Source organism: Paenibacillus sp. P36 (assembly GCF_045866505.1).
GTDB lineage: Bacteria > Bacillota > Bacilli > Paenibacillales > NBRC-103111 > Paenibacillus_E > Paenibacillus_E chondroitinus.
Window position 1 is genome coordinate 703,643 of the sequence record NZ_AP038372.1, and the last position, 15,178, is coordinate 718,820.

The window sequence follows — 15,178 nt, forward strand, 5'->3', positions numbered from 1 at the left end:
AGAGTCTCCACAAATTGATTCTAGATTTATATGGTTAAAAAAATAAGCAATTTTTAAGATATTGTTATCTTGACTAATAAGTCTGTGTCTCAAAACATGTGGAGTTCATCGCGTTGCTTGCTTGAACGAAAAATAACGATAAGTAACACCGAGTTTCCCTCCCTTATTTTTAGCGGAGGGCTTTTGCTTTTGACAAACATCAGATATCTGTTGAAAAAATGCATTGTGGGTCTATTAGCATATACAGACAGAATAGGAAAATAGTTTTCCATAACTATGTAGGAAAAAAGAATCAGTTGTCGAATATTGGATAATAAGAAATTTGAAGGAGAGAGTAACTATAATGGACAATTTTCCAGAACTTCTACAGTCGTTGTCAAAAAGAGTAATAAAATTAAGAGAGAGCATTTTAACGGAAGAAGCTACTAAAACTTCTGTAGTAATGCCTTTTTTTCAACTCTTGGGGTATGATGTGTTTAATCCTGAGGAATTTCTTCCAGAGTATATAGCAGACGTTGGTATAAAAAAAGGGGAGAAAGTAGACTATGCTATCATGCAGGATGGTAATCCAATAATTCTAATTGAGGCCAAGTCAATTCAGGAGCCACTTACTAAACACGATTCTCAACTGTTTAGATATTTCGGAACGACAGATGCTAAATTCGCTATATTGACAAATGGAATTGTCTATAAATTCTATACCGATCTAGAACAACAAAATAAAATGGATACTGCTCCTTTTTTTGAATTTAATCTTTTTGATCTCCGTGACAACCAAGTTTCAGAATTATATAAATTTAGAAAAGATAATTTCAGTGTTCAAAGTATCCTAAACACAGCATCTGAGTTAAAGTATACGAAGGAAATCAAACAATATTTAGCTAGTCAATGGGAAAATCCTTCTGAAGAGTTTATGGTTATGATACTTAACAATGTATATTCTGGAAAGAAAACAAAGCAAGTCATTGAAAAATTTCAGGGACTAATTAAAGGTTCGCTAAAGCAATTTGTTAATGATCTTCTGAATGATAAGCTAAAAGCTGCATTAGCGAACACTAATGCAGAGCAAGTGATTGTTCCAGAAAGTACAATAGAAGTGGCGGCTGCTATCGAGCAGGATAGTCCTGAGATTGAAACTACACCTGAAGAAATTGAAGGCTATGTAACTGTGAGGTTCTTGCTTAAAGGAATTGTAACCGCGGATAGAGTTGGATACCGCGATAATTTGAGTTACTTTAATATTTTGTTAGATAATTCAATCAGAAAGTGGATCTGTAGACTTGGCTTAAATGGGAACAACAAATGGCTTCAATTTAATGATGATGAGAAAACAACTGTAAATATTGAATCTATAAATGATATTGAAAAATATCAGTCTAAGATCATTGAAGTAACTAAAAAGTTCGCATAAAACTAGCTATTAGGGCTAATTATTCAATCATTCTCTTCATTATTTCGACTGTCCCTTCTTTTATAAGCATGCCCTTTGTGATGCTGAAAGAAGGGACTTCTTCTATGATAAGCAAAAGTAATCTTCAAGACTCATTTAATTAAGTAGGTGTAATCTATGACTCTACCGATAGAATTATCAAATATCTTCTCCAACAAACAAAAATCCTACAAAATGGTGCTAATAATAGCACTATTAACCGAAATACAAGCCTCAGGAAAAAGAGAGGCAACTTTACTGCAAATAAAACAACGCTTCCTCTCACTCCTACAGGAGAGAGAATCAAACGGCCTTCCAGTCGATCAACCACCAGAAAAAGCCGGAACAAGCTGGAATAGCATGACCGTTACTAACGTACAGTCCGTCATCTCAACCCCGATCACAGCACTTTCCACCATTTTGGAGCAAACGAGCGATTCCATAGGTTTCAAGAAAGAGCTATATGAGTCGTGGTCTGACGATGTATTAAGTGAACTTTATCACTACGCTCAATCTGAGCTGGAGAACTATTATAATCAGCAGAACCAAAGCACTTTATCATTAAAAGAAGCACTAACCGACATTTTATCCACCTACCTAGTCGCGAAAAGAGAAACCTTTGCCGCACATAGACTAGGTAATTTAGTACGCCAATTAATCCCCAGTGAGCTCAGGAAACTCTCATTCATGCACCCTGATTTGAAAATCCAAGGATCAGTCGGCCAAGGTAACTGGGCAACGATTCCGTGGATCGCTATCATGGATAAGCGAATCACCGAGACAACACGTCAGGGTGAGTATCTGGTCTATCTTTTTTCAGAAGATATGAGTTCGGTCTATCTTACTTTCAATCAAGGAGTAACTATCCCTATTGAAACAAAAGGGAAACAAGCAGCCTACCAATACTTCAAGCAAAAAGTTCAAGAGATCCGCGACCTACTCCCACTCGAGGGAATGACGAAGGATGATGCTATTTATTTAACATCTGGTGGTCTAGGTCAGGACTATCAAGTATCTACCATGGCGTATTATCGGTACGATATGGATCATCTGCCAGAGGATGAGCAGCTAATCTCTGATCTTAATAATGCTGTCACCAACTATAACGAGTATGTAAATAAGAGCATCAACTCCAATGAGGAAGCAGAACGATTAGTAAGCTTCAACTACACAATAAGCCATCTATACGCCGGGCAAGGTATCATCCATTACCTATATCACAACGGACTAGAAGCGGTCACATTAGATGAACTAATTTCAAACCAAGGCTCAATCCTTCTCTCTGGAGATGATGTAAAACATCCAAAAGAGCGAATCCGCCATTTAGGACGAGCACTACAGGACTTGGGTTTACTAATTATAAATGAGAATAACTTTTCATTAACTGAGCTAGGAAAAGAATATGCCAACCATTTTAACGATAATAAATGGGAACTTAGTGATCATCAAATTCGGCTAATTCGTGATCAACTAACGTATGCTGAAAACCAAACACCACTTGTAAGAAGCATCAATAAGGTTATAGAAATCTGTCAGCAGCTAGGCACTTTTACTTTAGATCATTTCGTGCCGATCTTCATTGAGGCTCTCGGTATGCAAGAAACTTGGGGCGAAGTGACCCAGAAGCAACGCTCTATTTTCATGCTCAACTGGCTAGAGATTCTAAAATTTATTTCAAAATCAAGTCAGATGTACACGTACACCGAGTGGGAGGAGACACCTCTTGTGGATTCATTAACCGTAAGTGGGCGAGTAGTTACGATCAAAAATTTCATAGCGAGCAAAGGGTTCATGTACCCAGACCATTGGATCGAAAACTTTTTCTTATCGCTAAAAGCCAAGCCTTTCGTTATACTGGCGGGGGTATCCGGCACGGGGAAGACGAAGTTAGTCAAGCTGTTCGCTGAGGCAGTAGGAGCAACAGCAAGCAATGGTCAGTTCACATTGATTCCTGTAAGACCGGATTGGAGTGATCCTTCGGATCTTTTGGGGTATAAAGATTTGTCTGGTGTTTTTCGTCCAGGGAAGTTAACGGAAGTTTTGGTTGAGGCCTCCAAGCCAGCCAATCAGCATAAGCCTTATTTTATATGCTTGGATGAAATGAACTTGGCCAGGGTTGAGCACTATTTCAGCGATTTACTGAGTGTGCTTGAAACACAAGAATGGCATAATCAACGGATTGTGACAACGCCGCTCATACATAGGGACTCACTACAAATTGAGTCAGATAAGCAACTGTACGGCAACCTCTATTTGCCAGACAATGTGTACATCATCGGAACGGTAAATATGGATGAGACGACGCATCCTTTTAGCAAAAAGGTATTGGACCGCGCCAACACCATCGAGTTCAATTATATCGAGCTTGGTCAATATCCATCTGTGGAGGAAGCAAGTAATACCGAAATGGCTACAGTTCCCCCTAATTCAGTCCTACGAAGCGAGTATTTGCAGCTTATTGATGTGTATCGTGACTATAAGCTACTGACGGAAGAGACAACGGAGTTGCTGGTTAAAATAAATAGCATATTGGAGCAGATTCACTCCCATGTTGGATTCAGAATTAGGGATGCAGTGTGTTTCTATATGATCTATAATGAACGGTTTGCGTTGCTTAGCAAGGAAGCAGCTTTTGATATGCAGTTGTTACAGAAGATTCTGCCCCGTATTCAAGGAAGTAACTTATCGGTGAAAAAAGCATTACTTCAACTCATGCAGGTTGCACAGGAGCGCAGTTTGCCTATCGCGGAGTACATGGAGGATGCCTCCAAATTGTATCTTTCATACGAAACATTGGCAGCATCCAAATATCCACAAAGTGCAAGGAAAATCGCCTTCATGCTACGGAGGTTAGAAGAAGATGGCTTCACTTCATACTGGCTCTCCTAATCAAAGCAGAGAATTGCTGCGGATCGAGACGAATTTGTTTAACCTCTATATTCAGGGCAAACCTTTTCATCCAACTGTGGAGACTCTGAACCTTCATCGAGATGAGAATGAGGCTTGGGTGGATGCGCATTTTCATGCTGCTACGTTGAAAGAAGTGCTTTCGATTGAGTCGATTTCGCTATTTTCGCAAGAGCATGCGGATCTAAGAAATTGGAATTCAGGTGACGCATGCGCGCCGACTTTTTACGAAACTCAAGCTTACGAGCTGGTAATTGAGAAAAAGGCAGATATCTCGCTAACTTTTTATCATGACAACATGAATGTGAGACAGGCTATTAAGCCACTGGGGAAGATGATTTTATCAGGGATTCTTAATTTTCAAAACGAGGTTGGTCACTCGGAGCTTGAGCTTCGGTTGAATGGGGAGGCCGTTTTTCGTCTTCAGTTGGAGATCTTCCCCGCAAAAATTGATTATAAAAATGACTACCAAATGATTCTTAATGACGTTAATGAACAGATATATAATTTATCATTCGACTTTCTACGCAAAACTTATAACATGACCGGGTTGAAAGAGACGAATCATCAGAGTTTAACAGAGTATTTTACAATTCTTCAGCATATTTTTACGCTGCTTGTTCAGGCTGTTGAGCGAATTAAGCTTTCACCTCATTCCAAGCTTCAGAGAGAGAACCGACTTGTCGATGCTGCACGCGTAAAAAGAGCCGGAAAAGAAAACATCGCGTTTCTAGGCAAGCGACCACATCTTTTGGCTAAGGATCCGGTGACTGGGGTTGTTGAGGTAGCAGGACAGCGGTTTACGCCAACCCATTTGTTGGAGAGTAGACGTCATGTTGATTACGATACGGCTGAGAACCGTTTTGTAAAATGGGTTCTTGCTCGTGTTAACCAGAAGCTGAAGGATATCAAAATCCGTCTAGCCGAGAAAGGACGTACCAAAGACCCCGAGCTTATGAATAAGCTCAATCGGATGCAAAGCCAAGTGCAGCGGTCGTTACAGCATGATTTTTTGCAAGTTGGTGAGATGCGGCAGTTTTCGATTTCGTTGGTATTGCAGATGGCGTCGGGCTACCGAGAGGTGTATCGATATTATTTAATGCTGTTAAAAGGTTTGTCGATCCAGAATGATCTGTTTCGTCTATCAATGAAAGATTTGGCCCAACTCTATGAGTATTGGTGTTTCTTAAAGATTCATCATCTTTTAAGTAAAAAGTATGAGCTTCTCAAACAGGATATCATCCGCATCAATCGGAGTGGTCTGTTCGTAACACTAGACAAGTCGCAGCAGGCGAAAATGGTGTATAAAAACCCGGTGAATGGGGAGATTTTCACACTGTTTTATAATGCACTGCCGAAGGGCGATAGGAGTCAGACATTGGCGCAGCGGCCGGATAATGTTCTGACTTTGAAGAAGAATGATGCCGCGGCTGAGTATAAGTACATTTTTGATGCTAAGTATAGGATTAATCCGGCCTACGAGGGAACGCCTTATTATGAGAAGTACAGGATTCCAGGACCGGAAGAGGATGATATTAACACGATGCATCGCTATCGGGATGCCATTGTGTATTCAGAGGGACAGGGCAAAGAGTACGAACGGAGCATGTTTGGAGCTTATGTGCTATTTCCTTATCATGACGAGAATCGTTTCGAGCAGCATAAGTTTTATAAAAGTGTGGAGCTCATTAATATTGGAGCTTTTCCGTTTTTGCCGAACTCTACTAGTTTGATGGAGAAGTTTTTGGACGAGATCATTATGGATAGCCCGGAAAAAGCTTACGAGCGGACAACGCGGCCGCGTGGGACGAAGGAGTATTACGGAAACAAACTATCTGGGAAAAATGTGCTGGTTGGGGCTTTAAGTAAACAGTCTCAGTTGGACGCTGCTTTGCGGCACGGTTTTTACCATACACCACTTCGTAATATAACCGATCATAAGGTGCTGACGAGACTGGAGTTCGTCGCTTTGTATCAGTCGATCCGTTTGTTTGGTGCGGAGGAAGCCGGGATCTCTTGGTATGGAAGAGTGAGGGATTGGAAGGTTGTTGCACGCTCTGCGATAACAGAGATTCCTTCTAGTAGGGGAGCAACGGATGAGCTTTATGTTAAGTTTGAAGTAGAAGAATGGGTTAAAAAGAAGAAGGCGATAATTCCCGCGGGGCATGGGATTTATCGGATTTTGTATACGACGGATTATATGCTTAGTAGAGCCAATGAGGTTTCGGAACTGCGTTTGGAAACGGAAGAGGAATTGAGTGAGTGGAGAGAGAAGCGGCGTTCAGGGAGGGTTCGCGTGACGCTGGATCGAGAGCATTTGGATTTGGGTAGTGCGGTTTTGGGGATTGAAGTGGAGTAAGATGGAGGAAACTACAAGAATGAATAGTGAACTAGGGCAATTGATGAATCAAAGTTTGCTTTATCCCTTGATATTTATCGCAGTATTTATTGCAGTATTTTCATTAATAGGAGTAATTATTTATTCTCGAATATTTGTCAGGTGGGTACCAGTGAAACTTGCATCAATTTTATGGTTTGTAGGTGCTGTTTTCATCTTATTTAAATGCGTGAATTACTATACTGAAATACAAAATATGACTAAAAATTGGTCGATGTCAGGCATCGTTATAGGATTCATTGTCTTTATTGTCATGATAATTACCTGTGGAGTTTTAATTTCGAGTAAGAAAAAAAGTAAGGTAAAGAAATCTGCGAATAAATATGGTAGCTCCAGTAAATCTCAACAGCCGCGAGTGTTACAAAATAGATCAGATGATGAAATCTTAAATAGCTCATTTGATCACTTGTCTGGTGCAGAATTCGAACGGTTGCTTGCATTGTACTTCCGTGATCAAGGTTATAAGGTTCATGAAGTAGGTGTGGGAGGTAAAGATGGTGGGGTAGATCTTGTAATTATTGACCAGCGTGGAGAGAAAACTGCAGTACAAGCAAAATGCTATGCTAACCACAACAATGTAGGTGTTCAGATCGTACGGGAGTTGGTTGGGGCAAAGAGAAATCATGACTGCATCCTTTCCCTGCTGGTCACTACATCGGATTTAACGGAACCAGCTAAAAAAGAGGCTGAGCAATTCAAGGTTGATTACTGGCATGGAGCTTTATTGGAACAGAAGCTAAAAGCATGGGGAAAATGGCAACCAACCAATAAAAAGCTGAAAGCACAACCAGTAAAACAGACCGCACAAGTTGAAATACAAAGATCTCAAGCGCAAGTTTCTACTTCGAAAGAAACAATTTGATCTTGTGGTGCCCCTATGGTTCTGAGAAAGGGCAGAGAGGGTAAGCAGTTTTTTGGTTGTTCTACATTTCCTAAATGCAGGCATACGAAATCCGTTTAAATTTGAACCCTAGGAGCTTAACGCTTCTAGGGTTCGTTTCATTATTTCTTATTCATCGACCTCGACCATATCAATAATATCCCGAATATCCTGAATCTCTAGAGCCTCAGCGATCCTCACAATATGACTGAAGTTAATATTCTCCCGTTTCCCATTCGCTAACTCACTTAGGGCTGCATGTCGCACATCTGAAAGCCTAGACAACTCACGCATGGAAATTTTGTGTTTTTTAGTAAGTTCAGATATTTTAACGATTACCTTTTTTGCCATGGTTAGATCACCTTTCGAGCAATCATGTTTAGTTATTGACTATACGCAATAACGTACCATATAATGTTTTTATAACTGGTACGCATACACGTAATAATGTGAGGTGGCAGCCATGCAAGAAGTCCAAACCAAATATGAACAAGCCCTACAAGAAGAAGACACTCTAACTCAAAGAATCAGCCTCTGCAAAGAATTCATCGACATCATACTAGAGTATATCTCCCATAAAGCGGATTCTATTCATATCCTCACAGCAGAGGACATTGTCACAGCAGTGCATACCATTGGCCAGGATCTTGAAACAGAACTGCTCCATCTAAGGTTGGAGAAGAGGATGCTAGAGAACAAGCTCAAGCTAAAAGGCCTAAGGGTGCAACATGATTAGGTTCTATCTAATCATGTTTGACTTAGTTACATCATGCCGCCCATTATTCCCGACTTTTAAACATCAAGAAAACCAATAGGGAAATTTAATGGAAGAGCTTAACTTTTATGAATGTACATGAGAAAAATGGGATCAAGTAGGACCTTCCAAGAAACCTAAGTCCTGTGCTACACTTCACATTTGCCACATGCTTCAGAATAAATCAACCGCATCCATTAGTCCTATGATATTTCATCCTTACAAAATACAATGAAACTATTAAAGAGAAATAAGTACTCATTTAAAGAATTAACGAGTGCAAAGATTTCGTAGTCGTTATACTAACGTACATCTCCGAGAAGGCAGACTCTATTTATATACTTATGGCAGAGGATATCGTCACCGCGGTACATGCCATCGGGCAAGGTCTAGATACAGAATTGCTCCATTTAAGGCTGGAGAAGGGGATTTTATACAATAAGCTCAAAGTGTTAAGGGATGAACAGTGTCTTCAAAACCTCTCAAAATGAGAGGTTTTTTTTACTGCTGAAATGAACACATCCCGACAATACTTTCAATATCAACTCTAGTATGTTAACGTAGAAAACAGATGTCTATGTAGGAAATATATGTATTTGCATCGTGCGGATGATATCCAAAACTAAATAATCTTTGAGGTGACAACATGAAGAATGTGCTCGCTATTTTGTTGTTAGGTTCTCTTCTAGCTATTAGTGGAACATTGGCATACAACCTGTATGGGAAAATCACGGCCCAGCCTGTCTACGTAAGGTCAGAACCACCTTCCCCCATACCTCCTGGCCAGAACGCCAATGAACCGGTGACGGATATCGCCTCCAAGTCTGGAGAAAATGGCGCGGAAACTGCCAGCATGCCAGCGACTGCATCGTCAGTGCCTGCCAAAGCGGATAAGCCTGGCGCTGCTGTGAAAGAAATGACGGTCAAAATGTCCGATAAAACATACAAATACATAGGTGAGTTAGTAAATGGTGTAGCGCATGGACAAGGGACAGCGTATTACCCGAACGGACAGAAGCGTTACGAAGGCGAATTCGCGAATGGGAAAGTAATTTTGGTCGGCAAAACATTTTTCGAAGATGGGAAACTACGCTCAGAAGGAAAAAGAGTGAACGGAGTCATTCAGGACATAGGCTACAATGAGGACGGCAGCGTGTATTCGGAAATGACACGTCCGGAGAATAATAAATTGGGGGATGCCAAGATTTATGCGCCCGAAGGTTATCTGCAATACGCTGGACAGGTTACTTCAGATTCGGTCATTCCTGAGGGAACGGGAACTGAATATCATTCGAATGGAAAAACAAGATATACGGGAACGTTCAAGAACGGTACATACAACGGAACGGGTACATTTATTTCCGACGATGAGCGGGATAAGTATGTAGGCCAGTTCACAACTGGAGCCATGTCAGGGAAAGGCAAGTTCTACGAATACGGAACGATTTATTATGATGGAGAACATCAGGATGGTATTTATCAGGGTAAAGGTAAATTTTATATGAATGGCGCGATTGCATACGACGGCGATTTCGTGAATGGAAATGCCAACGGAACCGGCAAGATGTACGATAATGGCAAACTTGTGTATGAAGGAGAGGTTGTAGACAATATACCAACGGGCAACGGAACAAACTACTTGGGAAGTAACAATCTGAAGATCAGCATTACGATACGGAATCCTGGCGTGCAGCAGTCCTCCGGTGTATCTTCATTTAATATGCCTCAGGGAGTCCGTATTCCGACAAAGGGTGATATATTGAAATAAATGAATTTTTTGCTTTCTAATATCAGTTTCAACAAAATGAAACCTCCAATTTCCACTTTGACAGTGTGATTTGGGAGGTTTCTAAAATTTGTTTCTACTCTATTATATAATTGGCTGTTTTATCATTTAAATATAATTCAATTTTCTTAGGTTGGGTTTTTAAGGTTATTATTGCTAATGATTCTTTTTTTACGAATTGATCGTTTGATGCCATTTTATCATTTAAATATATACTTAAAGTCCCATTTTCTAATTTCGATTTAGTTACTCTGTAATCATAGCTAAGGTCTTTTCTTGAATAAATTAAGTAATTTATTTCTTCTGTTTGGTCATTATTTTCATTGATTTTTTTTATGTAAATGCCAATTTCTTTTGAGTTGTTTTGTACCCATGTTTGAAGGCTTTGATCTAGATCAGAAGTATTAACATCCTTTGTAGTCACGTTAGTTTGTTCATTTGAACAAGCTATCAAAATAAATAAACATATAGAACTGATAACTCTTTTTGCAATAGTCATATATTCTCCTTAATAAGTTAGTTGAAGAGAGAGGGTGGAGGACCTTTTTATAAATCACATCGGTTTATTATGATAGTTCTCCGCTACTGATGAACAAATTGAAAATATTGCGGATGTTCCTATAAAAAACGAATAAAGTATGATCGCAAATTCCGAAAAGAAAAATTCTCGTGTTCCTAGATACCCAAAACCACCAAAGATAAAAGGCACCATAATGGCGGAAAACAGGCTAAACACTACTAACACAGCAGTCTTTAGAATTGTACTTGTTACCATTGAACGAAACTTGAAAAATCGGAGAAACAAATTTAATACATAGTAAATCGGAAGAGCAAAGAAAATAAAAAAGATAGTAATCCATGGGTAAAGTAAATCAATTTCGCTATTTTTAGGTATGGCAAGTAGATGCATCGCTGCTTTGTAAAAGATAACTCCGGAAAGGTAGCTTATACCAACAATTAACGTGTGTATCAGAAACCCTTTCATTCATAATGACTCCTTTCACCAAAACCTCTTTTTGTGATATTCTCACTTGAAATACATATAATTCCATAAAACCCATATTACCACGAATGAGGTATTCGATGAAGTGGTGGCAGAAATTAGAAAGTTGGGAGATAGCTATGAGGAAGATTGTAGGAGTTACATTTGCAGCTTCAGTGCTTGTATGCTTAGTGATCGGCTCATTATTTCTATTAAATAAATCAGAAAATCCCACTAATAAATTTTTATTACCAAATGATTATGCAGGCTGGGTAGAGGTAACTTTCGACCAAGTAGATTCCGCATCTTTAAAACATGAAGGAAATACTATTATTTTTAAAGTCCCTCCATCCGGAAAAATAAACACTTCAAATACAAACGTAACGGGTCCTATGAGATTTTATTATGTTGATGAGAAGGGCACACAAAAAGAAATTCCTACTAATGTGGAAATGATTCATGGTGTCTCTACTACCTCCGGAACAATAGGAAAGGCAGATGGTAAATCAGAAGATATAAAAGAAAAACTTAGCTTTTATGTAGGTACAAAGGAACAGTGGGATCAAGTAAGACCTTCCAAGGAACGATAGTCCCTTCATTAACTAAAAATAATAGGAGCCCTTAGGGCTCTCCTTTTTTTATTAACAAAAGAATTAAATCAACCTTTTTCTTTGTCATTAAAGTATTTGGTGAATTTTATTAAGTTTGGACAAAGTCAGAGGGAAATCCTTCATTCTGACGAAGTCATTAGAGTTGGAGTTGGACTGTGTTTTAGCAAATAGTTAAAAGGGAGCGAAATGGTATTAGATAGCAAAAGAATCTTTGTTAGTTATACTCCATTAACGAAGCTCGAGGAGAACTGAGATGCTAGACTTTGAGGCAAGAAAAAGGTTAATGTGCTTAATTATTGTATTGCTTTTTGCAGTTGGATGGCCGATTATGAGTTCAACATATCTTCTATTTCATCCTTCCTACGGAACAGAAGATAATAATTTAAGTTTCGGTTTTAGCTTGGTATTGGAACTTCTGGGATTAATCTTATTGAGAGTGGCACTCAAAAGCCAGGGGAGAAGTTTTAAAGAACTTGGCTGGACCTTCAAATTTACCGATATTGGTCATGCGTTATTACTATATCTCTGCTTTTATGTGCTTGAAATTGTATTGATTCTATTCGTTCCACACTTAAGGTCTGAGCCCGAGAACATTGGATTCTTAAAAAGCAACATCACGCTATTTTATGTTCTTTTCATTATTGTGAATCCTTTCTTTGAAGAATTAATTGTTAGAGCGTATGGAATAACCGAGTTTCTTCACTTTTTTAAAAAGGAAGAGATTGCTGTGCTAGCAAGTACGCTGATCCAAACTTCTTATCATTTGTACCAAGGTGCAGTACCCGCGATATTAAACGGATTACTATTTTTTATTTTCTCTATTTATTTTGCTAAAAAGAAGCGTATTATTCCTATTATTCTGGTTCATGGATTTTTGGATATTTATGCGATGTTTCAGTTGCATGGGACGTGATGGAACTGTACTTTGAGGGTCAGTTTGGCAAGTTGAAGGAGGATCAAATGGAATTAATTAATGTATGGTTCCCTCTAATCCTTATTATGATAGTATTCAACTTTATTATTAGGCTATTGATTCGCTATAAATTCAAGAGCATGTCTGGGCGTTTTGAAAATATTTTAGTGTGCGTTGGATTGCTCCTTATCCTTTATTTCTACGCATGTTACGTATGCTATACGTAAAAAAGCAGGCAAAAATGATGTACAGCCAGAATGGAACATGCTCTGGTGCAGCAAATAGAAGTTGCAACTCTTTAGTATTATAAAAAAAGCCCCCAAACAGGGGCTTTTTGCATGTCTAATCGTATTCGAGATTATCCTGAATGGGAAGCACGGTGTTCTTGGAAAACCACCAAACGCCGCCCACCTATAACCACAACCGCAACAACGCCAAGCAGCAAACCAGCGCATATGCCATACATAAAAGAGTAGGACAAGTAATCGGCAACCGTCCCCATGACGATATTGCCAAGCACAGAACCAAGATCAGATACAGCAATAAATACACCGATTAATGTATTCCGAGAGGCCGCTGGCAGCACGATGGTCAAATACGTCACCAAATGGGGGTAGAGCAGTGCCATGCCCAACCCTATCAACATAGAGCCCGCGTACATAAGTAATGCACCGCCAAATACAGCTAATGCCAATAGATTCAGCCCAACTGCCATACTTAGCAGCAGCCCGGTGAGAAAACGGGGATGCCACTGGCCGTCTGAAGGAACTTTTTTACGTAAAGCGAATCTGCATAAAACCATCACGCCAGCTTGAAGCATCAAGTAAACGCCGGCATGACCGACACCGCTTTGCTGCGTATAGAGCGCAATGAACGTCGTAACAGCCCCAAAGGAGACAGAGGCAACCAGCATGGCTGTACTGCATATAAGAAATGCCCGATGAGTCCACAGTTGACGCAGCTGAGAGGACAGAGAGGTTGTTTGTTGTTCAATGCCTTGGCTTGTTTTTTGCTCCATACTTTGGCCTGCTCGTTGCTCCTTATCTTGACCTGTTTGTTTTTCCATACCTTGACCTGCCAGTTCCCCCGCACCTTGACCTACTTGCTCCTGCTTATCCATAGCCTGCGAGCCAGAAGGCAGCGGAGCCGTGAAGCCTATGAGACCTGTAGCAACGGCAATAACGATCATAGCTACGGTGAACGCAGACATTCCGCCCCAGTCCCACAAGCTTAAAGCCAGAATAGGACCAATTACGGTAGGCAGCATGCCCGCTAATAAATACAGTGATATGCCCTGAGACCGATCATTGTGGGCCAATTTATCAACAATACCTAGCTGCAGGGCTAAGGAGAAAAATGCCGTCGTTACTCCCTGCATAGCACGAAGAACGAAATACCACTCCAGTCCGGATATCGTATACAGAATTAGAATAAGGCCATTTGCGAGCAATAAAACACGTAAAACAGACAGCGGCCCGAAGCGCTGAACGACGTTGCCCGCCCACGGGCGGAAGAGCATGCTCGTTATCATATAAGCGCCCATCATGACGCCGATTTCTGCATTGGTTGCGCCACCAGCTTCACTGCGCAGGGGCACAATAACATTTAAGATGGGATTCGCGCTAAAAAATAGAAAAGTGATGGCATATAGCTTTATAAAAGGTAAAGATAAAGGACCGCTTTTGTTCATAGCGACCGGCATTCCGCTCTAACGGATTTGATTTTCCGTTCCCGGGGATGCTCGGCAAGGACGGATTGCAGCAAAAGTTTGACGGCAGGGTGTGACGATGTGAAAATCGAATCCTTATTTTCAAACTGTTCCACGAGTTTTCCCTGTTCCATGACCGCGAGCCGATCCGAAAGGGTGTAAGCCGCCTTGATATCATGGGTGATGAACAGGTAGGAAAGCCCAAATGATCGCTTCAAGTCATGCAACAAGGCCAAAATTTGGCTTTGATTTACCATATCCAAGCTGCTAATCGGCTCATCCAGCACGATGAGCTTCGGGTTCAGCGCAATCGCCTTGGCAATGTTGATTCTTTGCAGCTGGCCGCCGCTGAACTGATGGGGATATTTCGCCATGTCCGCTGCCTGCAGACCGACCATTTCTAGCAGCTCACAGATCGCTCGCTTTTGTTCAAGTACGGACATTGTCATGTAGTTGCTAAGAGGCTCTCCAATGATCTGCTCGGCACACATGCTTGGATTGACGGCCGAATAGCAGTCTTGCAACACAACTTGCAGATCTCGACGAAGTCTCCTGCGTGCTGCTGCATTCATGCTGTACAAATCGTGCCCTTTAAAGAGGATATTACCTTGCTGTGGTTTCTCCAGCCCAAGTATGACTTTGCCCAGTGTGCTTTTTCCAGCGCCGCTGCTTCCTAATAAACCTAGGCAAACTCCTTCATCGATCGAGAGGGAGATGTTGGAAAGGATTGGCGCTGATGCGCGCGATGAGCCAAATAATCTATTTTTCTTATAGGTGTGGCTGACTTCCTGTACTTGCAACAAGCTCATC

Annotated in this window: 13 protein-coding genes and 1 pseudogene; 9 read left to right on the top strand and 5 right to left on the bottom strand. The window is 40.6% G+C overall.

Annotation, left to right across the window (positions count from 1 at the left end; all coding sequences use genetic code 11):
• Window positions 1-343: 343 nt before the first annotated feature.
• The 5 genes and pseudogenes from ACKTT9_RS03165 to ACKTT9_RS03185 all read left to right on the top strand — a co-directional run.
• Window positions 344-1,411, top strand: coding sequence for a type I restriction endonuclease (locus ACKTT9_RS03165; protein WP_407870466.1), 1,068 nt, complete (start codon window positions 344-346; stop codon window positions 1,409-1,411).
• A gap of 156 nt (window positions 1,412-1,567) precedes the next feature.
• Complete coding sequence (locus ACKTT9_RS03170) at window positions 1,568-4,318, top strand: MrcB family domain-containing protein (protein WP_407870467.1); 2,751 nt, start codon at window positions 1,568-1,570, stop codon at window positions 4,316-4,318.
• Window positions 4,290-6,695, top strand: coding sequence for a DUF2357 domain-containing protein (locus ACKTT9_RS03175; RefSeq protein WP_407870468.1), 2,406 nt, complete (start codon window positions 4,290-4,292; stop codon window positions 6,693-6,695). The genes ACKTT9_RS03170 and ACKTT9_RS03175 overlap by 29 nt, the downstream gene beginning before the upstream one ends.
• A 19-nt stretch (window positions 6,696-6,714) precedes the next feature.
• Window positions 6,715-7,596: a restriction endonuclease gene (locus ACKTT9_RS03180; RefSeq protein WP_407870469.1), complete on the top strand. Its 882-nt coding sequence runs from the start codon at window positions 6,715-6,717 to the stop codon at window positions 7,594-7,596.
• A 12-nt stretch (window positions 7,597-7,608) separates the two neighbouring features.
• A pseudogene (locus ACKTT9_RS03185) lies at window positions 7,609-7,695 on the top strand (topoisomerase DNA-binding C4 zinc finger domain-containing protein); the annotation flags it as partial.
• A gap of 48 nt (window positions 7,696-7,743) precedes the next feature.
• Here the strand turns inward: ACKTT9_RS03185 and ACKTT9_RS03190 are convergent.
• Window positions 7,744-7,965 (bottom strand): helix-turn-helix domain-containing protein, encoded by a 222-nt coding sequence (locus ACKTT9_RS03190; protein WP_407870470.1) that lies wholly within the window; start codon window positions 7,963-7,965, stop codon window positions 7,744-7,746.
• Between the two features lie 112 nt (window positions 7,966-8,077).
• Between ACKTT9_RS03190 and ACKTT9_RS03195 the strand changes: the two genes are divergently transcribed.
• Together ACKTT9_RS03195 and ACKTT9_RS03200 are read left to right on the top strand one after the other, a co-directional pair.
• Complete coding sequence (locus ACKTT9_RS03195) at window positions 8,078-8,350, top strand: hypothetical protein (RefSeq protein WP_407870471.1); 273 nt, start codon at window positions 8,078-8,080, stop codon at window positions 8,348-8,350.
• Between the two features lie 664 nt (window positions 8,351-9,014).
• The gene (locus tag ACKTT9_RS03200; RefSeq protein WP_407870472.1) at window positions 9,015-10,136 is read left to right on the top strand and encodes a hypothetical protein; all 1,122 of its coding nucleotides are present in this window, start codon (window positions 9,015-9,017) and stop codon (window positions 10,134-10,136) included.
• Between the two features lie 94 nt (window positions 10,137-10,230).
• On the opposite strand, the gene ACKTT9_RS03205 is transcribed toward ACKTT9_RS03200, so the two are convergent.
• Window positions 10,231-10,653 (bottom strand): hypothetical protein, encoded by a 423-nt coding sequence (locus tag ACKTT9_RS03205; RefSeq protein ID WP_407870473.1) that lies wholly within the window; start codon window positions 10,651-10,653, stop codon window positions 10,231-10,233.
• A 54-nt stretch (window positions 10,654-10,707) separates the two neighbouring features.
• Window positions 10,708-11,139, bottom strand: a complete 432-nt coding sequence (locus tag ACKTT9_RS03210) for a hypothetical protein (protein WP_407870474.1) — start codon at window positions 11,137-11,139, stop codon at window positions 10,708-10,710.
• A 98-nt stretch (window positions 11,140-11,237) separates the two neighbouring features.
• On the opposite strand from ACKTT9_RS03210, the gene ACKTT9_RS03215 reads away from it, so the two are divergent.
• Both ACKTT9_RS03215 and ACKTT9_RS03220 read left to right on the top strand, forming a co-directional pair.
• Entirely contained in the window at window positions 11,238-11,726 is a 489-nt protein-coding gene (locus tag ACKTT9_RS03215) for a DUF6843 domain-containing protein (RefSeq protein ID WP_407870475.1), read from the top strand.
• Window positions 11,727-12,000: 274 nt separating this feature from the next.
• Entirely contained in the window at window positions 12,001-12,660 is a 660-nt protein-coding gene (locus ACKTT9_RS03220) for a CPBP family intramembrane glutamic endopeptidase (protein ID WP_407870476.1), read from the top strand.
• Between the two features lie 358 nt (window positions 12,661-13,018).
• Here the strand turns inward: ACKTT9_RS03220 and cntE are convergent, their stop codons facing one another.
• Window positions 13,019-14,350 carry a staphylopine family metallophore export MFS transporter CntE gene (gene cntE / locus ACKTT9_RS03225; protein ID WP_407870477.1) on the bottom strand — a complete coding sequence of 444 codons (1,332 nt, stop codon included), beginning with the start codon at window positions 14,348-14,350 and terminating at the stop codon, window positions 13,019-13,021.
• Window positions 14,347-15,177 carry a nickel import ATP-binding protein NikE gene (gene nikE, locus ACKTT9_RS03230; protein WP_407872949.1) on the bottom strand — a complete coding sequence of 277 codons (831 nt, stop codon included), beginning with the start codon at window positions 15,175-15,177 and terminating at the stop codon, window positions 14,347-14,349. The genes cntE and nikE overlap by 4 nt, the downstream gene beginning before the upstream one ends.
• Window position 15,178: the final 1 nt, after the last annotated feature.

Coding starts and splice junctions, on each gene's coding strand:
- ACKTT9_RS03165 (WP_407870466.1), top strand. CDS start 344: ATGGACAATTTTCCAGAACTTCTACAGTCGTTGTCAAAAAGAGTAATA.
- ACKTT9_RS03170 (WP_407870467.1), top strand. CDS start 1,568: ATGACTCTACCGATAGAATTATCAAATATCTTCTCCAACAAACAAAAA.
- ACKTT9_RS03175 (WP_407870468.1), top strand. CDS start 4,290: ATGGCTTCACTTCATACTGGCTCTCCTAATCAAAGCAGAGAATTGCTG.
- ACKTT9_RS03180 (WP_407870469.1), top strand. CDS start 6,715: ATGAATAGTGAACTAGGGCAATTGATGAATCAAAGTTTGCTTTATCCC.
- ACKTT9_RS03190 (WP_407870470.1), bottom strand. CDS start 7,965: ATGGCAAAAAAGGTAATCGTTAAAATATCTGAACTTACTAAAAAACAC.
- ACKTT9_RS03195 (WP_407870471.1), top strand. CDS start 8,078: ATGCAAGAAGTCCAAACCAAATATGAACAAGCCCTACAAGAAGAAGAC.
- ACKTT9_RS03200 (WP_407870472.1), top strand. CDS start 9,015: ATGAAGAATGTGCTCGCTATTTTGTTGTTAGGTTCTCTTCTAGCTATT.
- ACKTT9_RS03205 (WP_407870473.1), bottom strand. CDS start 10,653: ATGACTATTGCAAAAAGAGTTATCAGTTCTATATGTTTATTTATTTTG.
- ACKTT9_RS03210 (WP_407870474.1), bottom strand. CDS start 11,139: ATGAAAGGGTTTCTGATACACACGTTAATTGTTGGTATAAGCTACCTT.
- ACKTT9_RS03215 (WP_407870475.1), top strand. CDS start 11,238: ATGAAGTGGTGGCAGAAATTAGAAAGTTGGGAGATAGCTATGAGGAAG.
- ACKTT9_RS03220 (WP_407870476.1), top strand. CDS start 12,001: ATGCTAGACTTTGAGGCAAGAAAAAGGTTAATGTGCTTAATTATTGTA.
- cntE (WP_407870477.1), bottom strand. CDS start 14,350: ATGAACAAAAGCGGTCCTTTATCTTTACCTTTTATAAAGCTATATGCC.
- nikE (WP_407872949.1), bottom strand. CDS start 15,177: ATGAGCTTGTTGCAAGTACAGGAAGTCAGCCACACCTATAAGAAAAAT.